Origin of the sequence: Pseudoalteromonas sp. BSi20311 (assembly GCF_000239875.1) — a bacterium.
Taxonomy (GTDB): Bacteria; Pseudomonadota; Gammaproteobacteria; order Enterobacterales; family Alteromonadaceae; genus Pseudoalteromonas.
The window spans coordinates 1-23,488 of the sequence record NZ_BADU01000088.1 but is presented as its reverse complement, the minus strand read 5'-3'; the positions used below and the strand labels follow the sequence as shown (position 1 = coordinate 23,488).

The following is a 23,488-nucleotide window of genomic DNA, read 5'->3' as shown; positions in this document are numbered from 1 at the left end:
TATGGGCTTTGCGCAACTATCCATCGAGAAAAAGGTCATTAGCTGGATGTTTACGTTGTTGCTATTGATTGGCGGCAGTGTTTCCTATTTTGATTTAGGACAACTAGAAGACCCTGAATTTACTTTAAAAAAAGCCATGGTGATCACTCTATACCCGGGAGCATCCCCGCAGCAAGTAGAAGAAGAAGTGACATTTCCAATTGAAAATGCCATTCAGCAGCTCCCCTATGTTGATTATGTCACCTCCATTTCATCCAACGGTAAATCGCAAATTACCGTAGAGATGAAAAGCAGCTATCGTAAACAAGAGCTAAGACAAATATGGGATGAAATGCGTCGTAAAATTAACGACCTCAGTCCCTCACTACCAAGTGGTGTTTATCCCAGTAATGTAATTGATGATTTTGCTGATGTTTATGGCGTGATGTTTGCGGTGACTGGCGATGGTTATTCATATGATGAATTAAAAGACTACGTTGATTATTTAAAACGAGAGCTGGTTTTAGTCAAAGGCGTCAGCAAAGTCGCTATCGCAGGGCAACAGCAACCACAGGTTATGGTTGAGGTATCAACCCAAAAGCTGGCACAGCTCGGTATTGCCCCAGGTCATATTTATGACTTGCTGCAATCACAAAATACGGTATCTAACGCTGGACGTATTCGTGTCGGTGATGAGTCTATCCGCCTGCATCCTACCGGTGAATTTAAAGATGTAACAGAGCTGGAAACTTTATTAATTTCAAAACCAGGTGCCAGCGAACTCATTTATTTGGGCGATGTTGCACAGGTTTATCGTGAATACGCAGAAGTGCCCACTAATGTCATTCACTATAATCAACAGCAAGCACTGCTGATTGGTGTTTCGTTTATGTCTGGAGTGAATGTTGTTGATGTGGGTAAACACATAGATGAGCATTTAGCATCTCTTGAATACCAACGCCCTCATGGCATTGATATAAGCTCGGTGTATAACCAGCCAAAAGAAGTAGAGCAGTCTGTAGATGGTTTTATTGTTAGCTTAATAGAGGCCATTGCAATAGTCATTGTGGTACTGCTTATTTTTATGGGCTTAAAAAGTGGCGTTCTCATTGGCGGTATTTTATTACTGACTGTATTAGGCACCTTCATATTTATGAAGCTGTTTGCAATTGACCTGCAACGTATTTCTCTGGGCGCGCTAATAATCGCATTAGGGATGTTGGTTGATAATGCTATTGTTGTCACTGAAGGCATCTTGATCAACTTAAAGCGCGGACAAACAAAGCTTAAAGCAGCGGTTAATATCGTAGATCAAACGAAGTGGCCATTACTTGGCGCAACAGTAATAGCAATTACTGCTTTTGCACCTATTGGTTTAAGCTCAGATGCCAGTGGTGAATTTGCCGGTAGTCTATTTTGGGTGTTATTTATATCGCTGTTGTTGAGCTGGATCACCGCAATTACCCTCACGCCATTTTTTGCTCACTTAATGTTTAAAGAAACTGAATTTAAACACGAGCAGAACCAACAGCATGAGGACCCGTATCAAGGTATTATTTTCAATGGCTACAAAGCAACCTTAAATTTAGCCATGCGTTTTAGAAAAACTACCTTGATCCTTATGCTCGCACTTTTATGCTCTGCCGTTGTTGGTTTTGGCTCGGTAAAACAATCATTTTTTCCAGCCTCGAACACACCGATGTTTTATGTCGATTACTGGCAAGATCAAGGCGCTGATATTCGCGCCACTCTTGAGGGCATAAAACAGCTCGAAGCCTATTTACAACAAAATGAACTGGTTACAGAAATTACCAGTACGGTTGGCCAAGGTGCGCCGCGCTTTATGCTGACTTATGCACCAGAAAAATCCTACCCTGCTTATGGGCAGTTAATTATTCGTGTAACCAATCGTGAAGCGGTCGCTAAAGTAATGCGAAAGGTGCGCGATTACGCACAGCAGCATCCACTTTCAGCAAAGTTGAAAGTCAAACCGATGGAAATTGGCCCATCAACCGATGCTAAAATAGAAGCGCGCTTTTCTGGCCCCGATCCAATCATATTAAGACAGCTATCATCTCAAGCTAAAGAGATAATCGCCAAAGATGAGGGTGCGTTTAATATTCGCGATGACTGGCGGGCAAGAACCAAAATGATTCGCCCACAATTTAACGAACAAAAAGCCCGCCGGTTAGGGATCACCAAGTTTGACCTCGACCAAGTACTGCTGACTAGCTTATCAGGTAAACAAGTGGGTGTTTATCGTGATGGTACGCAACTGTTACCAATTATTGCCCGCTCACCGGCTAGCGAGCGCTTAAACGTAGACAGTGTTCACGATTTACAAATTTATAGCCCTGTTTTAGGGGTGTTTGTACCGGTTACTCAAGTGGTTGATGAATTTATTGTTGAGTGGGAAGACAGCTTAATTATGCGTCGCGACCGCAAGCGTACTATTACTGTTATGGCGGATCATGATGTACTTGGAGATGAAACACCTGCTAAATTATTTGCTCGAGTTCGTGCTGAAGTCGAAGCAATTGATTTACCGCGTGGCTATGAAATGCAATGGGGTGGCGAGTTCGAATCATCAAGTAAAGCCAAAAAGGCTATTTTTGGTTCGTTACCACTGGGCTATTTAGCGATGTTTGCGGTTACCGTATTACTGTTTAACTCAGTGAAAAAGCCCTTAGTTATTTGGGCCACCGTGCCACTGGCTATTATTGGTGTTAGTGCAGGTTTATTGGTGATGAATGCCCCCTTTAGCTTTATGGCACTACTTGGTTTATTAAGTTTGAGTGGTATGTTGATTAAAAACGGCATTGTTTTAGTCGATCAAATAAACTTAGAGCTCAGCGAGGGTAAATCTCCCTATCAAGCAGTGTTTGACTCAGGCGTAAGCCGTGTGCGCCCTGTTGCCATGGCCGCTATAACCACAATACTTGGCATGATCCCATTATTATTTGACGTATTCTTCCAATCAATGGCGGTCACCATTATGTTTGGTTTAGGCTTTGCCACCATACTGACTCTGATTGTGGTACCGGTTTTATACACTGTGGTATTTAGGATTGATTACCCTAAACAGTAGGCTAACAAAAAACGCAGCCAAGGCTGCGTTTTTATTATTAATACAAAACAATTAAGCTTACTTTTTTAAGCTTAATGTTCCACTGCTGCGGGTTTTATTTCCTGTGGCAGGATTTGCTTTGTGAGTATTTGATTTTCCTACATACGTGGTTGAACGCTTTTGATAAGGGGTATTTCGGCTACTTTTTTTAGCGTGCTTTTGTTGCTCGTCATTATTTTCACGACGTGGATTCCCGCCCTGAAAATCATGTTTGTGAGCAGGTTTAGCATGACTCTTTTTAGCTTGTTCAGTGTAATTGCTCTGTTCAGCATCATCATAAAGTGAGTGTTCTTGCGTTTTGCCAGAATCAGCAATCGAGTCGTTAATTACCGCCATTTCTGCGTCACTTAAATGCCGCCATTGCCCTACTTTTAACCCTTTGAGAGTGACATTCATAATGCGAACACGTTTAAGTGTGACTACCTCGTAACCTAAATATTCACACATACGACGAATTTGACGATTTAAACCTTGAGTCAAAATAATAGTGAATTGCTGGGCACCTGTTTGCGTCACTTTACATTTTTTGGTCACAGTATCTAAAATAGGAATACCATTGGCCATTTTATTCACAAACTGACGGTTAAGTGGTTTATCAACGGTAACCACGTATTCTTTTTCATGATTATTACCGGCACGTAAAATCTTATTAACGATGTCGCCTTCGTTGGTTAAAAAAATCAGCCCTTCAGAGGGGCGATCAAGACGACCAATAGGAAAAATACGGTCAGGGTAATTAACCGCTTTGACAATATTGCTTTGAATTTTTCGCTCTGTGGTACAGGTAATACCCACTGGTTTGTTATAAGCAATGTAAACCCGTTTTGGTGGCTCTTTTAATGGCTTACCATCAACCAATACCACATCGTCCTGTGCAACTTTAACACCCATTTCAGGTAATTCGCCATTAACAGTAACACGACCTTGCTCAATATATTTATCGGCTTCGCGGCGTGAGCAAAACCCTGTTTCACTAATAAATTTATTTAAACGCTTTAAGTCTGTCATATGGCAAATCTTCTTAAATATAAAGGCGCATAGTTTAAACTACTCAAGCTATTTTTTCGCGCTTAATTTGCGCTAATTTACGCCATAAGTATTCAAGAGGGCCTTGCTTAAAATAACGACAGTAGAGTGCAGTAAACATAAGCTGTACAACTACTAAGCAAATAGCGACAAGCCAATAATCAATGCGGTTAAAACTAAGCGCCCACTGAGGGAAAAGCACTTTAAACAATAATAACTGCATAATGGTTTGGCTTATGTATAAAGTAAACGCTAACCGCCCTACCTGTTGGATAAGCCCCCCTATTTGCGCGCTGTTGTTGCATAGTTTAACGATTAAATGAATATAAAGCAGCGCCACGCATAAAGCAGCCAATTCATTAACCGGCTCTTGTAACGCATAGCCAATACCTTGTTCATATGGCGTTAACACTAATCGTAAGCTAGTCAGTAACACACTTAACACAACTAACTTAATTAGCCCCGACCTGCTAAATCCATTACTAAATACATTACATTTGTAAGCAACGATACCAATTAGCATAAAGCCAGCACTTGCCCACAGTAATAAAATAGGCACTGTTAGCAACATATAAATGCTCATTGTAATATTTTGGCTAAAATGAGCACCAATACTTTGATAATAACTATTATATATCTGGTAAAATTCGGGAGAATCTCTATAGAGTGGCTCCTCATTAAGCCCTAACATGAACAGAGCTGTGGCAAGTAAAGCAATAAAAGTAAAAAAGGCCGCTTTGTTTTTAAGCTCTTCATCCGTGTAATTTAAATAGCGTAATACCAGTAATGCTGACACTGCATATAAAAACAAAATGTCACCCGCCCACAGTAAAAAACCATGTATTAAGCCAAACACAATAAGCCAATATAGGCGTTTTTTTAATGGCTCGATGCATTGCTGTCGCTGAAACTGAATATAAAGACCAGCACCAAATAATAACGTAAATAATGTGCGAAACCGCCCTTCAACAAATATAAGGCTTAAGGTCTGTAAAATCTTATCGCTAAGGGGTGGTGTGGTGAGTGACGTGTAATTGAGTTCAAAAATTGCGAAGGAATAGCAGTTAATAAATACTAGGCCGAGTACTGCTAGGCCCCTTATAAAGTCCATATTATAATTGCGCAAACCCTATCCCTTTAAATATTATCTTTGTAGCTATCGGCCCATTTTACTGCTTGTTTATAGAGTTTTGGCAAAAAAGCACTGTCTAAATTAATCAATAAGACTGCTTTCTCAAGTGCCCACCAACTTCCTGTTTCATACGCTTTTACTGTTTCCAGAATATAATATAAGTTATTTTTTTCGCCAGTTAATGCAGCTTTAATTTCATCCGGGAATGGCAGTTTATCAACCAACAACGCCATTGGCTGATCTAAGATAGCATCAAGCAAAGAAAACAGCCCAGTTAAAAATGCCTCACCCTGCACTTGTTTTGCGACTTTGCTGGCTATTAACTCACAAAAACGAGCGCGAATAACACACATTTGCATAAGCTCTATCGGTTTATCACGCGCGGTGTGTGCCGTAACAATTAAGCTAACAAACTTTTTCAAACGGGCTTGGCCTAAGTATACCAGCGCTTGTTTTAATGATGATATTTGGCTTTGCAGCGGAAATACACCGCTGTTTAATAATCGTAATAGCTTGTAGGCCAATGCTGCATCAAGCTCAAATAAACCGGTGATCACTTTAACATCAGGATCTGGCTTCATTACTTCTGAGTAAATAGCGATGACAAGGCCATAATTATAATGGATATCCTTTTGCTCTATCATTGCGGGACGCGCAAAGTAGTACCCTTGGAAATAATCAAACCCCATTTTTCGCGCTAATTTATATTCTTCATCGGTTTCTATTTTTTCAGCTAACAGTTTAATATTTTTGTATTTTTTAAGCTTATTGACCACCAGCGGAATTTCAGCCAGTGGCGTAAGCCGAATATCAAATTTAATTAAATTAACCAGCTTTAAGAAGCGTTCCCACTGTGGAGAGTAAACAAAGTCGTCGAGGGCTAATTTATAGTTACTGTGAAAAAGTTTACGGCATAATTCATAAGTGTCGTCGTTGGGCTCTATGGTTTCGAGTAATTCAATAACTACATCTTTGCAGGGTAAAAATTCGCATAAATCGAGTTTTAACGATTCAGGACCAATATTGATCAACGCTTTTTTTCCCGAAGTAATGTGTCGAGTACCTAAGTTGAGCTGGTTTTCCATGATAAGCCGAGCTGTTGCTTGACCATCAGATACACCAGGAAAGCAATTTTCTGGGCTATCGCGAAAAAGTAGTTCATATGCAACTACATTTTGATTACGATTAAGGATTGCTTGCCTTGCCACAAATACAGACACATTACCTACTTTTAATTATTTCCACCAGACTAAGTAATTAAAGCGCAAATAGGAACGGATGTCACTGAACTTTAATAAATTTTTTAATATAAGTATGTAATATAATCAGTTACAACGCTATCCCAACCAAAGCGGGTATTTTTAGCGCTACTTTTTATTGCTTGCCATTGCTTAGGATTAGTTTGTTTTACATGCAAAGCCTCAGATAAACTAACCAAAAGAGCTTCTGCCTGAGTCAGTAAGGTATCACCAGTAAAACAAAATCCAGTCACATTATGCTCAACCGTATCTTTTAAACCGCCCACACTATGGACCAAACACGGCTGACCTGCTCGCATTGCTAACATTTGGCTAATACCGCATGGCTCAAAAGAACTGGGCATTAAAAATAAATCCCCTAATTGATACATTAAATCGCCTATGCTTTGACCATAGCCTTTTAAAAACAATAAGTTGTTATTACGTGCCATTGCACTAGTAAATAATTGCTCCAGTTTTCTATCACCCGAGCCTAATACAATCAAACGACCACTAAATTGATTTATAACCCTGCATACCGCATCGATAGTCAAACCATCATTGTGTGACTGGCACAGCAATAATACTTTTTGCTCGGTGAGCCGCCCTACACTGGTCAGTAAAGGTCCTTGTTGCTCAGATGCCATAAATTGTAAAACGCGTTGGTGAGCAATATAGTGGCTGCTGTCTAAGTGTACATTTTTTGCCATCCAGCTAAAGAGCGTAGCTTCTATCTGCTCTAAAAGCTGGCTAAGCGTTGTCTGATGCGGGTGCAGAGCGGTGTAATCACAGCCGTTAAGTATCCCAATCAGTTTGCCCTGCTCAGCCGCTTGTTGTAAATCACGCTCAAGACCTTCGCCACCAAAAAAGCCGCCTGCGTCATTACTCGCTATTTGCACTTCTTGGCTATAACTTGGTGAAACCACATGTACTTTATCAGCTAGGTTAATGGCACTGCGCATCGGGTTAAAACAATGGGGATAACGAGGATCACAAAGCAATTGCCCGTCATAACTTAATGAGGGAAACCATGCTTCTAAGCTAGAAACATCGCCTTTAAAAGGGCGAATACCTTGTAAGGCTAAATTGTGAACCGTGTATACTAAACGCAGCTTAGCAAGTTTGCGATAGCGAGGGTCAAACTTAAGTAACACGGCCACACACGCACTGTGCCAGTCGTGTAAATGTAACGTGTTTGGTTGTTTTAATATCCCTTGCAAAAGGGCTTCACAAATAGCGGCATTAAACAGTGCAAACTTACTCGCATCAGTAGCGAATGGACGATTGTCATCATCGTTGCAATACACACTATGTGATTGGCTAAACAAAGGATGGCTTATTACTATTTGTCTCACCCCTTTTTGCGCCTGTGGAATTTCAAACAGAGATAAAACGTGCGAGGCTGAGTTAAACGCAACGTTTACTTCACCAATAAAACAGCGCTCCCCCAACTCAAATCCATAGTCTGGGATCACCACATCGACCGTTAAACTCTGCGCAGCTAAGGCTTTTGGTACATCACGAATGACATCGGCAACACCACCGACTTTGGCATTAGGTAACGCATCATTTTCTGCGGCAACCATTAATACATGCATTTAGTTACTCTTATGGTTAGCAGCAAGGCTTTCACCTTGCTATTTAATTATTGATTTAACTTTGTCAGCATCTCGCGGGTCACCAAAACAATTCCCTTTTTAGAGACTCTAAAGCCATTGGCTTCGTCGGTTTTACGATCATAACCAATTTCTAATCCCGCTGGGATCTCACAGCTTCTATCAATAATAGCGCGCTTTATTTTACACCCGCGATTAACAATAACACCGGGTAAAACCACCGACTCTTCAATAGTACAATATGAGCGGATATGTACATTAGAAAACAGTAATGACTTTCTGACTAATGAACCTGAAATAATACAGCCACCGGATACGGTTGAATCAACAGCCATACCCCGGCGATCGTCGTCATCAAAAATAAACTTAGCCGGAGGAAGCTGTTCTTGGTATGTCCAAATTGGCCAAGTAGGGTCGTATAAATCTAGTTGAGGCTCAGGCATAACCAGTTCCATATTCGCTTCCCAAAACGAATCTAAGGTTCCTACATCTCGCCAATACGGCTGTCCAGCTTGTGCAGGATCTCTAAAAGGGTAGGCAAATACATTATGCTCTTCGATAATGGCAGGAATAATGTCATGACCAAAATCACGTCCTGAGCCTTCGGTTTGTGAATCTTTTTGTAATTGCTCAAATAAAAACTCAGTATTGAATACGTAATTACCCATTGACGCTAAGCATGTACCAGGTTTACCAGGGACAGAGGTAGGTTCGGCTGGTTTTTCGTCGAATCTTCTCACTCGGTTCTCTTGATCTACGGTCATTACACCAAAGGTACCTGCGGCTTCTTCAACCGCAACTTCTAAACAACATACGGTCATATCGGCACCATTTTCTACATGCTTTGCTAATAAACCGCCGTAATCCATACGATACACATGATCGCCTGACAAAATCATTACATATTTAGGTAGTTCATGACGAATAATATCCATATTTTGAAATACCGCATCGGCAGTACCGCAATACCATTCATCACCATGACGCTGTGATGCAGGTAAAATCTCAACTGACTCGCCTAACTCCTTTTTAAAGTGTCCCCATGCACGATTCACATGGCGTATCAGCGAGTGAGATTTATATTGCGTTGCAATCCCTACTCGTCTGACACCAGAGTTAATACAATTTGATAGTGGAAAATCAATAATACGGTGCTTACCGCCAAAATAAACGGCTGGTTTTGCACGCCAGTCTGTTAGCTCATGCAGGCGAGAACCTCGCCCTCCAGCTAGAATGAGTGCATAGGTGTCTCTGGTTAAATTACTTATATAGCGATTTGCATAACTGGGCATATTACTCTCTCCGTTTAGTGTCAGCTGTTAGTGTCAGTGTTCGTTTTAACTGTTTGGTGTGTGGTATCTAGTGGGGTTAAATGCCATATGTCATCACAATATTGACCAATCGTTCTGTCACTAGAAAATAAGCCACTGGCCGCGGTATTTAAAATACTCATTTGAGTCCAGTAGGTTTGATCAGCATAGGCTTTATCCACTTCACGCTGCGCAGCAATGTAACTGGTAAAGTCATGTGCGGTTAACCACGCATCGTCTTTACTCTTAATACTGCTAATCACATCGTCAAATAAGCCTGGTTCAAATAGATTAAAATGGCCACTTTCAAGTAGGTGCATCACGCTGTTTAGCTCTGGGTTATTGGCAATGATTTCGCAGGGGTTATAATGCGCTTTAATTTCGTCAACATGCTCGGCTTGGGCGCCAAATAAAAAGAAGTTTTCAGCCCCCACTGCATCGCGTATTTCAATATTTGCGCCATCTAGGGTGCCTATTGTGAGCGCACCATTCATCATAAACTTCATGTTGCCGGTACCCGATGCTTCTTTGCCTGCTGTTGAAACTTGCTCTGACAAATCTGTTGCTGGGCAAATAGTTTCCATGGCGGTTACATTATAATTTGGTAAAAAAGCGACCCTTAAATACTGTGACACTTCAGGGTCTTTGTTGATCACCTCTGCAACATTATTAATTAGTTTAATAATTTTCTTCGCCATCATATAACCTGGTGCGGCTTTACCACCAAGTAATACACAACGGGGAACCATGCCTTGTGTATCGCCACGACGAATACGGTCGTATAAGTGAATAACATGGAGCACATTGAGTAACTGGCGCTTATATTCGTGAATGCGTTTTACTTGCACATCAAATAGCATGTTGATATCAAACTCTACGCCGCATCTTTGTTTTACTAAATCAACTAAACGTTGTTTGTTTTCTCGTTTTGCTTGCTGCCACGTTACATGAAACTGCGGATCATCATAGAAACGGCGTAATTGAGCTATTTGTGCAAAATCGCCTACCCAGTCTTTTCCTATCTTCTCGCTAATGATATGACTAAGACTCGGATTACAATAAGCCAGCCAACGCCTCGGTGTCACCCCATTGGTTTTGTTATTAAACTTTTCAGGCCATAATGCGTAAAAGTCTTTAAACAAACCCGCGGTTAATAACTTAGTGTGGAGCGCGGCCACGCCATTGACTGAATAACTGCCCACAATGGCTAAAAAAGCCATGCGTATTTGCGGCTCCCCGCCCTCTTCAATTAATGATAAATCTCGTTGTTTTTGCACATCACCCGGCCAATGTCTTGCAACCTCTGCTAAAAAGCGGGCATTGATCTCATAAATAATCTCTAAAATACGTGGTAATAATTTAGCAAATAACGACACTGACCACTTCTCTAACGCCTCCGGCAATAAGGTGTGGTTTGTATAAGCCATGGTTTTGGTTGTGATGCTCCATGCTTGATCCCAATCGAGCTCGTGGTCGTCAACTAAAATTCGCATCAGCTCTGCCACAGCAATACTTGGGTGGGTGTCGTTAAGCTGAAAAACATGATGCTGAGCAAACTCAGTAAAATTATCCCCATATTGGTCAATCCACTGACTAAGCACATCTTGTATGCTTGCCGATGATAAAAAGTATTGCTGGCGTAAACGCAGCTCTTTACCATTTTCACTGCTGTCGTTAGGGTACAACACCATGGTTATTTGCTCTGCGAGATTTTTTTGTGCCACCGCTTCTGAATAACTACCGGCATTAAACTCGGCTAAATTAAATTCATCGGTTGCTTCAGACTTCCAAAGCCTAAGCGTATTAACAATATTATTTTTATAGCCAGGAATGGGCACATCGTAAGGAACCGCTAGCACATCTTGAGAACTTACCCACTGGCGGTGTTCACGACCAAATTTATCGGTATAACTTTGTACATAACCCGAGAACTTAACTCGTTTAGCTTGCTCTGGTGCGCTCAATTCCCAAGGGTGACCTTCGCGTAGCCAGTTATCTGGCTGCTCAATTTGGTTGCCTTCTTTGATTGATTGATTAAACATGCCGTATTCATAACGAATTCCATACCCGACTACTGGCAGCGCTAAACTCGCGCAACTATCTAAAAAACAAGCAGCTAAACGCCCTAAGCCACCATTACCTAAGCCGGCATCATGCTCTGCTTGCTCCACATTTTCCAGCTCAGTACAGTAAGCTTGCAGTGCCGTGGTTACCTGCGACTCTAAGTCAAGGTTGAGTACCGCATTGCCCAGCGCTCTGCCCATTAAAAACTCTAGCGATAAGTACGCTGTTTTACGGCGTTTTTGTTGTTTAATTTGCTGATTAGTTTCTCTACAGCGTGCGACTAGCCTATCTCTTATTGTCAGCGCCAATGCATGATACAAATACAACTGCGACTCACCCACCACATCACGCCCTAAGGTGTAATAAAAGTGACGAGTTAAATCATCACTTAAGGTACTTTCGTCAATCACCGGGCCTTCTTGCCAGCCTTTTACCACACACACTTGCTCGTCTTGCTTAGTCATAATCATCGCCTTCTAAATTGGCACTAAAAACCCAACTACTTTGTGCTGAAATATTCACGGTTGCATCATCTTCAACAACAGATGAGGCGTTATTTATGCTTGATAACACTAACGTCCATGGCGCGATAATGGGCGATTGTGGTAATTGGCAGACCACAGGCTGTTTACTGGCGTTTAAAATAATTAATAACGCATGCTTATTTTGCTTATCAAGCAGGCTGTACATTAAAAATTGTCGCGTATCTTCATGCCAATGTGTTTCATCCATTTTTTTACCTTGTTCGGTAAACCACTTAACGGTAAAACGTTCATCAATATCATCTAAAAACACACTGTGTTTAAACGCACTATGCGCGCGCCTAATTTTTAATGCATCATCTATAAACTGAATCAAACAATGATTCAGTTGTGAGTCTTTCCATGCAAGCCAACTAGTACGATTATTTTGACAATAGGCGTTATTATTACCGCCTTGAGAGTGCGCCATTTCACTGCCTGAGGCTATCATTGGCACCCCTTTAGAAAGCAGTAAGGTAAGTAAAAAGTTTTTTTGTTGTTGCAGGCGCAAGCTCATTATTTCAGGGTCGCTACTAAATCCCTCAACTCCGCAGTTGAATGAGTAGTTAGCGCTGTGGCCATCTTGATTATTTTCACCATTCGCTTGGTTATACTTTTGCTCATAACTGACTAAATCGGCAAGGGTAAAACCATCATGACTGGTAATAAAATTAATACTATTAAGCGGGCCGCGGTTACTGTGTTCAAAAATATCAAACGAGCCATGTAAACGCTTAGCCACATCACTAATAATGCCTTTTTCACTTTGCCAAAAGCGTTTAATCACATCACGGTATTGATCATTCCACTCACGCCAAGGAGCAGGAAAAGCACCTAACTGATACCCACCAGGGCCTATATCCCAAGGCTCACTAATCAGCTTCACTTTATTCAACACAGGGTCTTGTGCAACGGTTTGTAAAAACGTATGAGACGCACTAAAGCCCGTGCTTGAACGCCCTAAAATGGTGGCTAAATCAAATCGAAAGCCATCAACGCCCATAACTTCCACCCAATAACGCAAGCTATCTAGAACCAGTTGCAAGGTTTTTGGATGGTCAATATTTAAGGTGTTACCACAGCCAGTATCGTTTATGTATACATTGGGTTGCCCATTGATAGTGCGATAATAAGTGAGATTATCGAAGCCACGTAAAGACAATATCGGTCCATCACTGCCGCCCTCAGCAGTATGGTTGTATACAACATCTAAAATAACTTCAATATTGGCGCGATGTAATTCGCTTACCATCTGTTTAAATTCGTTTATATCGTCATTAACCAAATAGTCTTTGTGTGGAGTAAAAAAATTGATGCTATTGTAGCCCCAGTAATTTTGCAGACCTTTAGTAATTAAAAACTGTTCACTTATAAACGCATGTACAGGCAAAAGTTCAATAGCGGTCACCCCTAAACTTTTTAAATGCTCAATAAAGCGTGGATGGCTTAAGCCTAAAAACGTACCTTGCTGTGTTTTTGGAATATCCGGGTGGCGACACGTAGCACCTTTTACATGGCACTCATAAATAACCGTATTGGCCCAGCTGTGCTGCGGCTTATTATTAGTATAGGCAACCGGTGTCGTTACTTTAGATTTAGGCATATCTATCGCATTATTGACCATGCTTTTAGTGCCTATTGGCATTTGCCCGTAATGGCGCTCGCTCCAAGTAAATTCGTTAAATAAGTCTTTTGCATATGGGTCAATCAGCAACTTATGTTCATTGAATAACATGCCCTTTTCATGGTTATATTCCCCATCAACCCTAAAGCCATATAGTGCGCCAGTGCTAAGTGGCGCAACATGAATACTCCACACCCCGCCTTCGTTAATATTCATCGCTATTTTTAATATTTCTGTATGGCCACTTTTATCGAATAAACAAACAAAAGCTTGGCTTGCATTTGGAGCGTATAAGGCAAAGTTGACACCGTTGTTTTGTACAGTCGAACCCAGTGGCAAAGGTGCACCATGGGTAACCTCAAAGCAATTACTCATCATTCACCTTTTGCAAATAAATCGTGGTTAAGCCACCCATGTGTAATGTAATACTGTGATCAAAGCCATGACTTGGTTGTTCAATTGAATGAATAAGTTGATTTGGTTCATCAGTGACATTGCAGCCTGAGCCAAAAAAACATGACTCATCAGTATTAAATATCACCTTATAGCTGCCTTTAGCAGGCACGCCTAAAGTAAAGTGTTGATATGCTGTAGGGGTAAAATTAGCGACAATAACCATAAAATCGTCAGCACTTTTGGCATAACGAATAAAGCTAAATATACTTTGCTGATTGTTATTATTATCTATCCATGAAAAACCAGTAGCACAACTATCAAGCTCATAAAGTGCTGGATGGGCTTGATACACATGATTAAGGCGTTTAACCGTATCTTGAACACCTTGATGGCTTTGGTGTTCAAGCAAGTGCCAATCTATTGAATGGTCATGATCCCACTCTTTTCGCTGTGCTATTTCGGCGCCCATAAACAGTAGTTTTTTTCCTGGATGCGCCCACATAAACGCATAATAAGCCCGTAAATTAGCAAATTGTTGCCAGTCGTCACCAGGCATTTTGTTCAGTAGTGAGCCTTTGCCGTGAACGACTTCATCATGACTGAGTGGTAAAATGTAATTTTCACTAAAGGCATACACCATAGAAAATGTCATTTTATGGTGGTGGTATTTCCTAAATAGTGGGTCTTGCTGCATGTAATGCAGGCTGTCGTTCATCCAGCCCATATTCCATTTATAACCAAAGCCCAAACCATTGTGCTCAACACTTTGCGTCACCCCTGGCCACGCCGTTGACTCTTCTGCCACCATCATAATACCGGGGTTATTTTTATAACTGCGCATGTTCACTTGTTTAAGGCACTCTATCGCCCCTAAATTTTCTCTGCCGCCATAGCAATTAGCCACCCATTGCCCTTCTTTTCGGCTGTAATCAAGATACAACATAGACGCCACTGCATCTACTCGCAGTCCATCTATGCCAAATTGACTAAGCCAATACATCGCATTCGATATTAAAAAGCTTTTAACTTCAGGGCGATCATAATTATAAATATAGGTATTCCAATCAGGGTGAAACCCTTGACGCATATCAGCATGTTCATATAAATGGGTGCCATCAAAACAATGTAACCCATGAGGGTCGCTTGGAAAGTGCCCCGGCACCCAATCGAGTAAAATACCGATATTGGCTTTATGGCATTGCTCAACTAAGTATTTAAAGCTGTTGTAATCACCAAAGCGACTTGTTGGTGCAAACAAGCCTACCGGCTGATACCCCCATGAGCCATCAAACGGGTATTCACTAATAGGCATAAGTTGTAAGTGAGTAAACCCCATATCCGTCACGTAACTTACAAGCTTATCTGCCAGCTCAGTGTAGTTTAAGTAACGATTATGTTCAGCGCGTTGCCATGAGCCTAAGTGCACTTCATAAATACTAATAGCGGCATCAATATGATTGCGCTTTTGTCTATTTATAATCGCTTGTTCACTGAGCTTAATAGGGGCAGGCTTGTACTGTAATATACTTGCCGTGCCCGGCGCTTGCTGCATTTTGAACGCAAATGGATCGGCTTTATCTAAAACTTCACCACTAAGTGTGGTGATGGCAAATTTATAGCACATATCGGCGCATAACCCCGGGATAAATAACTCCCACACTCCACTGGCAGGATGAAACCGCATGAAGTGACGATTGGCCTGCCAAAAGTTAAATTCGCCAATCACTGAGACACTGGCGGCATTTGGTGCCCACACACAAAAACGAACACCGTCTACGCCCTGTTGAGTAATAAATTGCGCACCTAAGTGCGCATATGCATGCTCAAGACTCCCTTCGTTAAACAGGTACATCGCTTGCTCATCAAGCGTACTACTAAAACTGTATTCATCGTAAAAAGTAATATTATTGTTTTCGTAACGAACATGGCACTGGTAAACATTGCTAGGCATGCTTGATAACTCAGCTATAAATAAATCACTTTGTTTATAGCGTAATGTGCTAACGGCTTGACCATCAATTAACAGTTCAACCTGCAGTGCTGCTGGCAAATACACTCGTATTTCTATGCCACTTTGTGTGCTGTGCGCCCCTAAAAAACTAAACGGGTCTTTAAATCGCCCTGCGGCGAGCGCCGTGACTTGTGCGTCATAATCAGCCAAAGGCGCTGATTTCATATTTTTAATACTGCCCATTTACTCATTCCTTATTGAATGTATTGCAGTCAAAAGTGACGCATTATCAGTAAAAATATCCTTGCAAGTATGTGTTAACACCCGTCGCCAATTGGGGTACTCTTTATCTGTGCCAGGAATATTAACTGGGTAGCGTTGCTTGTCTAAGTCATCAATTTGTAAAGCAAATAATCGCGACGGCGACTTTGCTAAACACAAAGCCAGCGCACTATAAACAGCAAAAGCATCGGTGCTTAATGACATATCAGAATGTGTGTCTTGTGTATTAATAAAACCGAGAAGTCGCTGCTGCTCTTGTTGACGTTGCTGCACTAGTTGCTGATATTCAACAGCATCAATCAGTTGGTACTGTTGTTTGAGGTTCAAATCGCTATGCTGCCACCAGCCAACAAATGGTGGTACATCATGATTGGCAATCATCAGCAGGCATTGTTCGCTAAGATCATCGCGATGAACAAATTCATCATTTTGTTGTTTTTCAAAATAAAATAAGCTGTTTGAAAAAATACCGCTGCTCACCAGCGCTTCTTTTACCTCCAGCGGCACAACTCCTAAATCTTCACCTATCACGACGGCCTGATTAAGGTGAGATTCAATTTTCAAAATAGCTAACAAATGCTCGAATGGGTAGTAAACATAGCAACCATCTTGGTTATTATTATTGTTAAAACACCACCATAAACGCCTAATTGCCATAACATGATCTATGCGTAATCCACCCACAGACTCCATATTGGTGCGTATCAGTGAGCGGTAAAACTGATAGTTATTGTCAGCAAGTCGCTGAGGATTTATTGCTGGCAACCCCCAATTTTGACCACTCTCAGCCCAAGGGTCCGGAGGAGCTCCCACAGTCGCATCTTGGCTAAACAACGCCTGTTGGTGTTTAAATTCACTGCCCTCTTTGGCACAACCCACCGCTAAGTCGTTAATCAAACCAATCGCCATGCCTTGGTCAATACAATGCTGTTGGCATCGTGCGAGTTGGCTATGTGCTTGCCATTGCAGGTAATAGTCGAATGTCGGTTCTGTGGTTTCTAGCATAGCAAGTACATCACTGTGCTGTTTACAAAAGGCAGTAAACTCGTCTTGCCGAGCTTGACTACCCTGTTGTTGAAACTGCACAAAAAGTAATTTAAAGGCATTATATTTATGCTCAGTAACCGATTTATAATCAATAAATGTTACATCTTGCTCGCTTTGCGACGTTAAGCAGCAAGAGGATAAATAATCGTTTAATGCGGGGTTGTTAATACTATCGGGCGATAAGTTGATTGCTATATATAATGGGTTAAGTAAGGCGCGGTTACTTGGATTATAGGGACTAGCGCACTCTGGATTATCTGCAAATAATAAGTGCAGTGGATTAAGTAAAATATAATCCATTTTTTGTTTTGCACACAGCGTGGTTAATTCTAGTAAATCATTAAAGTCGCCAATCCCCATTCCAGCTTGGTTTTTTAATGTATATAACTGAATTGATAAGCCAAAGCGTTTTTTATCCGCAATTTGATACGCCTTTTCTGGTATAGACCAAATTTGTGTACTTGCTGATTGTTCACCCATGGTTAGCAACGCATCATAATAACCCGTAGGTAAATGGGTAAGTGGTAGTGCTATTTCAATATAGCGACAGCCATTTAAAAAATATTCACCTAATGGTGCATAGTGAGCAATTTGATCAAATTGCAGCTTTATATTTAATGCCGCTATATTAAGCGTAATTCTTTGGTGCGCGTCGGTTTCTTTAATACGTACTTTTAGCACATTGCTCAGCTGATTTACTAAGCTAATAGCCGGTGTAAGCGTTAACCAAGTAGCCGCATCTAATTGATAATTTAACTGTTCTATGAGCCCAGTATCATTGGTGTCAACGCCACAGCACTGCAGCGCTAACTTGCGAGTTTGTTCACTAAAAACAACGTGTTCGCCCGTATATTTAGTGTACTCATAGCCTATTCCATGCAAATAAAATAATTGCGATAGTGCGTCCATTCACCAACCTTAATTAATGCGCTGTGTATTTACTATACTATTTTCTGTACCAAAATTATTGGCGCTATAGCCATCAGCATGATGATCATTATCCCACTGCTTACCATTAATTAAATAACGAAAATGAAACTCTTTATCAACAGGCAAACGTTGTTTACATTTAAACACACCCAGCTTCTTATTGAGTTTCATCGGCATGGGCTGCCAATCATTAAACTCCCCAAGTAAACAGACATTATCAGCATCAGGGTGAGAAAATTCAAACGTGACTTCTGCTTCATTTTTTGTTTTAAAAAAGCGTTTATTCAACATAACAGGCTCCAACTAAACCGTAAGGGTTATTCATCTTTGCCACAGGCCAAACAGCTTAAATAGGCGATGTGGAATCCATTCATTCACATAAAAACAAGCTTAAAGTTAAGCAAAACTTTATTTACGCATTATTACAGTGCGGTATTTATTTTACCGCACCAGATTGGTGCAGTTTTTAACCATTTAAACAGGTTTTTAGGTAAGCTACTCTACTGAGCAATTATTAAACCAACTACACCCAATTACATTACTTTAACTACAATACACGCGTTATTATTTTTATTACTGCACTGAGGTTATAAAAACCTTTAGCTTAACAACATCATCAGCGATAATAATTATCTAACTAGCCAATGCGATGAATATTTAAAGACTATGATTAAAAAAAGCATTCTTATTACCTCTGTTATTGTTTTTATTACCATCATCGCTGTTGTTGGCAGTTCAATTTATACACTATATAGTAAAAAACTAGTTTCTGTAGACCCAAAGCTAAAAGAAATTTCAGGCATTGAGTTTGATAAATATAAACGTCTGTGGGCTATTAACGACAGCGGTGATGAGCCAAAGCTTTATCGTCTAAATAAAGACGGCTCTATTGCTAAAGAAATTTTAGTCAGCAACGCAAAAAACATTGATTGGGAGGACATGACGCAAAATAAGTTTGGTCATTTTTTCTTAGGCGACTTTGGCAATAATAAAAATGAACGTAAGTGGCTAACCATTTATAAAATAGAAAACCCTATTGATATCAAAACAAATACCACCGAAGCTGAAATTATCAAGTTCACTTATCCAGAATTAGACGGCAGCCCAATACAGCCTGAACAACGTAATTACGACTTAGAAGCTTTTGTGGCTTATGGTCGGCATTTATATTTATTTACTAAAAATCGTACAGAGCCATTCGATGGTATTACTAACGTTTATAAAGTAGGCGATCACGCAGCAAATTTTGACGCCCAGCTGATAGACTCGTTTAAAACCTGCACCACTATGGAAAAGCTATGCTGGATCACCTCTGCAGCGCTCAGCCCAGATAGAAAAAAACTAGCACTACTAGATTCAACCAGCATTTGGCTGTTTGAAAACTTTAAAGGGGATAAATTTTTCTCTGGCGATGTTTATAAAATCGATCTTGGTATTGTGACTCAAAAAGAAGCGATCACCTTTTATGATGATAATACAATCGCCTTCACTGATGAGGAATTTAAAGGCATTGGTGGTAATGTTTATTTTTTAAAGCTCGACCAAGTGTCTAAAGTAAAAGTGCAGCGAAATCATACTCAACCGCAGTAACTTAAAATAGATCTATCTCTGAAGAATTAACTTGTACATTTATTAAGTTCTCGGCAAGCAAATCTTCATAGATACAATATTTATCTCGGCCATTATTTTTCGCATAATAAAGTGCTTTATCAGCGCTCTCTAGCACGGTGATGGGAAAATCATAAGGACTGATACGTGCTAAACCAGCACTGATGGTCATATTTTCAACAAAAGGAAACGATGTATTTCTGACAAGCTGAAGAAATTCAGCCATTTTATTACTAATAGACTCTGCATCTGTGGGCTCAAAAACAATCACAAACTCTTCCCCACCAAAGCGAAAAATTAAATCTGTTGCACGAAAAAAATGACGCATTTTTTGCGCTAATATCAGCAGTACTTCATCGCCACAGATATGACCATACTTGTCGTTTATATTTTTAAAGTGATCGATATCTAAAATAGCCAGCCAAGATGTTGATGCCTGTTTTGGCCGTCTTTTTTCTTCCTCTCGGACTGATCCATGTACTTTTAATACTTGCTTTTCAATCAGCTGTTTTATTTTTTTCTCAAATGTTTGTCTATTTAACAGCCCTGTTAATTTATCTCTTTCATTTTCATGAAGAATCACTAAATAGTTTTCAAAAATACGACAAAAAGCGTTCAATATTACCTGAGCTGAACTATCTAAACTATTTGAAACCACAAAAATTGCGGCAACTGTTTTTTCTTGGCGGGTAATGGGGAGCCAACGGCGTTCAATTCCATCGGCAGACTGAACAGTAATAATACAGGCAGAACGTAAACACGATAGAAGTTCATCCTCAGGCTGTGCAACAATTTGTCGTTGTACCCACTCGAATTGCTTTTCACCCGTGACTTTTAAGCAAAGACTTTGCTCAATAGTCAGTTGGCCTTGAACTTCTATATCTTTATAAACTGAGACTTCTTTACAGCCTATAAATTCTTGGATGGTCGATATCAAACTATATTCAAGAGAATCTACATCTCTATTTTTTGTTATTTTGATGACTGAATTCAGTAAATTTTCTTGCATTGTACTCCCTAAAGCAAACTGGGCGTTTGAGCATTAATAAAATTTAGCATAGACCACGCAGTGGAATATGCTAAATAAAAATTAAAGCATCAATGCTCATCCAGTTTAGGAGCCGCATTTTAATAGATTAAGAACTGTAAGTGCTATTTTAGCTATTGGTCATGCAATTAATAAACTTCTCAGAGAGCTGTGTTATAGCCACTTTATCAGTGTACATAGGCTCATTATTTTTTATTATAAACTCAGCACATTGTGCTTGAGATTGTTTGAATTTTTGCTTACATGAGTTTACCGATTCGCCAATTACTTCTTGGTAGATGCTTTCATCACACAAGCTATCGGCAAATTGACTCGCCCCAGTAATAATTTCATTAATGCTGACAGGAGAGGATTCTAATTTGAAGAATATATCGCTGTAAGTTTCAACCGTTATGCTCTGTGCAGGGTCAAATAAAGTCGCTTTTGCACTTAAATATGAGCCACCTATTAATAATGCCACAGCAGCCATTGTTGTGTATTTCATAACATTTCCTTGTAAAGTCTTAGCCCAGTGGTGCCAAAAACGTCCTATTTCACTCACACCTTATTAGCCAATGCTAATAAGATTAATAACTGTATTGATGAGATTTATTAAGTACTGGAAGATTGCAACAAATGCAGGGCAATAAGCCTATTGATTTGGTTAAAAACATTCCTTGTTCCTAATATCAAGTAGACTACAATCAAGTTAGCTTAAATGCAAATAATTAATGCTCACTGAATGTACTAAATAAATCGAATTAACGCTTAAATTTAGTCTCTAAAATAACCGATGAACGGGTACGCTCTACCCCATCTAAGTTACCAATATCATCCAGCAAGTGGCTCAGCTGCTCAAGATTTTGAGCCTCAACAATGGCAATTAAATCAAACTCACCACTAATTGCATACAACTGCGATATAGCATCTATTTGCTTTAACTCCACGTTGGTTTTAGTGGTTAGTTTTTGTTTAACCTTTATAGAAACATGTGCAGAAACTAAGCTATTTAAAAAGTCATCTCCAAAGTCAACGTTATACCCTTTAATTACCCCATTTTGCTCTAACTTAAGCATACGGCTTTGCACTGTTGAGCGGGATAAATTTAAATGCCTTGCCAAGTCAGAAATACTCGCACGAGCGTTCGTTTTTAGTACAGACAGTAGCTTTTCGTCTTGGGGAGTTATCATAATGCTAATAAATTTCGTTAATTTGGCTATTATTCTAATCATTTTTCACAAAATAGCACTGCAAATTTAATTCATAACCTTTGATAATGACTTTTTTAACAAGTAAAACGCATTGTATTGCTGAATAAGCCTGTGCTTATCGTTTTTTTCAGCAACGTATTTTTTAAGTGATTAATTTAGGTGTAAAAATGCAAGTAACCAGAGATTTATTTAACGACGTAATGGTCCCTAACTACAACCCATCAGCAGTTATTCCCGTTCGTGGTGAAGGCTCACGCGTGTGGGATCAAAATAATAACGAATTTATCGATTTTGCCGGTGGTATTGCGGTTAATTGTTTAGGTCATTGCCACCCTGCATTAGTAGCCGCACTTAAAGAGCAAGGTGAGAAAATTTGGCACTTAGCAAATGTAATGACCAATGAGCCCGCACTTCGTTTAGCTAAAAAAATGGTTGATGCGACCTTTGCTGAAAAAGTTTACTTTGCAAACTCAGGGGCTGAAGCAAACGAAGCAGCTTTAAAATTAGCGCGTCGCTTTGCACTGGACAAATTTGGCGCTGAAAAATCTAAAATTATTGCTTTTAATAAAGGCTTTCATGGCCGTACTTTTTTCACTGTAACAGTGGGTGGCCAAGCCGCTTACTCTGATGGTTTTGGTCCAAAACCTGCTGATATTGTTCATTGTGATTACAATGATATTGCCGCTTTTGAAGCCTTAATTGGTGATGATACTTGTGCGGTAATGATGGAGCCATTACAAGGTGAAGGTGGTATTGTGCCACCAACCAATGAATTTGCACAAAAAGTACGTGAGCTGTGTACTAAACACAACGCACTGCTTATTTTTGATGAAGTGCAAACTGGCGTTGGCCGTACAGGTCATTTATACGCATACGAAGGCCTAGATGTTATTCCTGACATTTTAACAACGGCTAAAGCATTAGGTGGCGGGTTCCCAATTGGCGCTATGATCACCACGACTGAAATTGCAGCACACCTAAAAATAGGGACTCATGGTTCTACCTACGGTGGTAACCCATTAGCATGTGCTGTTGCAGAAGCGGCATTTGATACAGTAAATACTCCTGTGGTTTTAAATGGTGTAAAAGAGCGTGAGCAAATGTTCCGTGATGGTCTAAATGCCATTAACGAAAAATACCATGTATTTAGTGAAATCCGTGGTAAAGGCTTACTGATTGGTGCGGTATTAAATGAGAAATTTGAAGGCCGTGCTCGCGACTTTTTAGTCGCAAGTGCTAACAACGGTTTAATGAATTTAGTAGCCGGAATGAACGTTATCCGCTTTACGCCTTCATTAGTGATCCCATTTGAGGATATTAAAGAAGGCTTAGCTCGCTTTGAAAAAGCAGTGAGTGAAGTTGTAAACGGTTAATCACTAAGTAAAACAAATAAAGCCTC

At 40.2% G+C, this 23,488-nt stretch carries 16 protein-coding genes; 3 read left to right on the top strand and 13 right to left on the bottom strand.

Annotated elements, in window-relative coordinates; translation table 11 throughout:
* The first annotated feature begins 1 nt into the window (after position 1).
* Positions 2 to 3,067: an efflux RND transporter permease subunit gene (locus tag P20311_RS10470; RefSeq protein ID WP_008112527.1), complete on the top strand. Its 3,066-nt coding sequence runs from the start codon at positions 2 to 4 to the stop codon at positions 3,065 to 3,067.
* Positions 3,068 to 3,124: 57 nt separating this feature from the next.
* Here the strand turns inward: P20311_RS10470 and rluF are convergent, their stop codons facing one another.
* From rluF to P20311_RS10420, 10 genes are all read right to left on the bottom strand, one after another.
* A complete protein-coding gene (gene rluF, locus P20311_RS10465) occupies positions 3,125 to 4,114 on the bottom strand; it encodes a 23S rRNA pseudouridine(2604) synthase RluF (RefSeq protein ID WP_008112524.1) in 990 nt (329 codons plus the stop codon).
* Between the two features lie 43 nt (positions 4,115 to 4,157).
* Positions 4,158 to 5,243 carry a DUF418 domain-containing protein gene (locus P20311_RS10460; RefSeq protein WP_008112522.1) on the bottom strand — a complete coding sequence of 362 codons (1,086 nt, stop codon included), beginning with the start codon at positions 5,241 to 5,243 and terminating at the stop codon, positions 4,158 to 4,160.
* Between the two features lie 26 nt (positions 5,244 to 5,269).
* Positions 5,270 to 6,484 (bottom strand): EAL and HDOD domain-containing protein, encoded by a 1,215-nt coding sequence (locus P20311_RS10455; protein WP_008112521.1) that lies wholly within the window; start codon positions 6,482 to 6,484, stop codon positions 5,270 to 5,272.
* Positions 6,485 to 6,567: 83 nt separating this feature from the next.
* A complete protein-coding gene (locus tag P20311_RS10450) occupies positions 6,568 to 8,100 on the bottom strand; it encodes a glycogen synthase (RefSeq protein WP_008112519.1) in 1,533 nt (510 codons plus the stop codon).
* Positions 8,101 to 8,147: 47 nt separating this feature from the next.
* Positions 8,148 to 9,410: a glucose-1-phosphate adenylyltransferase gene (gene glgC, locus P20311_RS10445; protein ID WP_008112516.1), complete on the bottom strand. Its 1,263-nt coding sequence runs from the start codon at positions 9,408 to 9,410 to the stop codon at positions 8,148 to 8,150.
* A 20-nt stretch (positions 9,411 to 9,430) separates the two neighbouring features.
* The gene (locus P20311_RS10440) at positions 9,431 to 11,956 is read right to left on the bottom strand and encodes a glycogen/starch/alpha-glucan phosphorylase (protein WP_008112515.1); all 2,526 of its coding nucleotides are present in this window, start codon (positions 11,954 to 11,956) and stop codon (positions 9,431 to 9,433) included.
* Positions 11,949 to 14,012 (bottom strand): glycogen debranching protein GlgX, encoded by a 2,064-nt coding sequence (glgX, locus tag P20311_RS10435; protein WP_008112513.1) that lies wholly within the window; start codon positions 14,010 to 14,012, stop codon positions 11,949 to 11,951. Before glgX ends, P20311_RS10440 begins: the two co-directional genes overlap by 8 nt.
* Positions 14,005 to 16,227: a 1,4-alpha-glucan branching protein GlgB gene (gene glgB, locus P20311_RS10430; RefSeq protein ID WP_008112511.1), complete on the bottom strand. Its 2,223-nt coding sequence runs from the start codon at positions 16,225 to 16,227 to the stop codon at positions 14,005 to 14,007. Before glgB ends, glgX begins: the two co-directional genes overlap by 8 nt.
* Positions 16,228 to 18,222 (bottom strand): 4-alpha-glucanotransferase, encoded by a 1,995-nt coding sequence (gene malQ, locus P20311_RS10425; RefSeq protein ID WP_008112508.1) that lies wholly within the window; start codon positions 18,220 to 18,222, stop codon positions 16,228 to 16,230.
* 9 nt (positions 18,223 to 18,231) lie between these two features.
* Entirely contained in the window at positions 18,232 to 18,534 is a 303-nt protein-coding gene (locus tag P20311_RS10420) for an isoamylase early set domain-containing protein (RefSeq protein ID WP_008112507.1), read from the bottom strand.
* Between the two features lie 375 nt (positions 18,535 to 18,909).
* On the opposite strand from P20311_RS10420, the gene P20311_RS10415 reads away from it, so the two are divergent.
* Positions 18,910 to 19,833: a hypothetical protein gene (locus P20311_RS10415; RefSeq protein ID WP_008112504.1), complete on the top strand. Its 924-nt coding sequence runs from the start codon at positions 18,910 to 18,912 to the stop codon at positions 19,831 to 19,833.
* A 1-nt stretch (position 19,834) separates the two neighbouring features.
* Here P20311_RS10415 and P20311_RS10410 read toward each other — a convergent pair whose 3' ends face one another.
* The 3 genes from P20311_RS10410 to P20311_RS10400 form a co-directional block, all read right to left on the bottom strand.
* Positions 19,835 to 20,860, bottom strand: coding sequence for a GGDEF domain-containing protein (locus tag P20311_RS10410; protein ID WP_008112503.1), 1,026 nt, complete (start codon positions 20,858 to 20,860; stop codon positions 19,835 to 19,837).
* Between the two features lie 148 nt (positions 20,861 to 21,008).
* Positions 21,009 to 21,383, bottom strand: a complete 375-nt coding sequence (locus P20311_RS10405) for a hypothetical protein (RefSeq protein ID WP_008112502.1) — start codon at positions 21,381 to 21,383, stop codon at positions 21,009 to 21,011.
* Between the two features lie 256 nt (positions 21,384 to 21,639).
* Positions 21,640 to 22,068 carry an Lrp/AsnC family transcriptional regulator gene (locus P20311_RS10400; RefSeq protein WP_008112501.1) on the bottom strand — a complete coding sequence of 143 codons (429 nt, stop codon included), beginning with the start codon at positions 22,066 to 22,068 and terminating at the stop codon, positions 21,640 to 21,642.
* Between the two features lie 188 nt (positions 22,069 to 22,256).
* On the opposite strand from P20311_RS10400, the gene P20311_RS10395 reads away from it, so the two are divergent.
* Positions 22,257 to 23,462, top strand: coding sequence for an aspartate aminotransferase family protein (locus tag P20311_RS10395; protein WP_008112500.1), 1,206 nt, complete (start codon positions 22,257 to 22,259; stop codon positions 23,460 to 23,462).
* The last annotated feature ends 26 nt before the right edge of the window (positions 23,463 to 23,488 follow it).

Excerpts from the sequence above, each read along its gene's own strand:
- glgB (WP_008112511.1), bottom strand. The coding sequence starts at position 16,227 with ATGGGCAGTATTAAAAATATGAAATCAGCGCCTTTGGCTGATTATGAC.
- P20311_RS10395 (WP_008112500.1), top strand. The coding sequence starts at position 22,257 with ATGCAAGTAACCAGAGATTTATTTAACGACGTAATGGTCCCTAACTAC.
- P20311_RS10420 (WP_008112507.1), bottom strand. The coding sequence starts at position 18,534 with ATGTTGAATAAACGCTTTTTTAAAACAAAAAATGAAGCAGAAGTCACG.
- glgX (WP_008112513.1), bottom strand. The coding sequence starts at position 14,012 with ATGAGTAATTGCTTTGAGGTTACCCATGGTGCACCTTTGCCACTGGGT.
- P20311_RS10400 (WP_008112501.1), bottom strand. The coding sequence starts at position 22,068 with ATGATAACTCCCCAAGACGAAAAGCTACTGTCTGTACTAAAAACGAAC.
- glgC (WP_008112516.1), bottom strand. The coding sequence starts at position 9,410 with ATGCCCAGTTATGCAAATCGCTATATAAGTAATTTAACCAGAGACACC.
- P20311_RS10470 (WP_008112527.1), top strand. The coding sequence starts at position 2 with ATGGGCTTTGCGCAACTATCCATCGAGAAAAAGGTCATTAGCTGGATG.
- malQ (WP_008112508.1), bottom strand. The coding sequence starts at position 18,222 with ATGGACGCACTATCGCAATTATTTTATTTGCATGGAATAGGCTATGAG.
- P20311_RS10440 (WP_008112515.1), bottom strand. The coding sequence starts at position 11,956 with ATGACTAAGCAAGACGAGCAAGTGTGTGTGGTAAAAGGCTGGCAAGAA.
- P20311_RS10460 (WP_008112522.1), bottom strand. The coding sequence starts at position 5,243 with ATGGACTTTATAAGGGGCCTAGCAGTACTCGGCCTAGTATTTATTAAC.
- P20311_RS10450 (WP_008112519.1), bottom strand. The coding sequence starts at position 8,100 with ATGCATGTATTAATGGTTGCCGCAGAAAATGATGCGTTACCTAATGCC.
- rluF (WP_008112524.1), bottom strand. The coding sequence starts at position 4,114 with ATGACAGACTTAAAGCGTTTAAATAAATTTATTAGTGAAACAGGGTTT.
- P20311_RS10405 (WP_008112502.1), bottom strand. The coding sequence starts at position 21,383 with ATGAAATACACAACAATGGCTGCTGTGGCATTATTAATAGGTGGCTCA.
- P20311_RS10410 (WP_008112503.1), bottom strand. The coding sequence starts at position 20,860 with ATGCAAGAAAATTTACTGAATTCAGTCATCAAAATAACAAAAAATAGA.
- P20311_RS10415 (WP_008112504.1), top strand. The coding sequence starts at position 18,910 with ATGATTAAAAAAAGCATTCTTATTACCTCTGTTATTGTTTTTATTACC.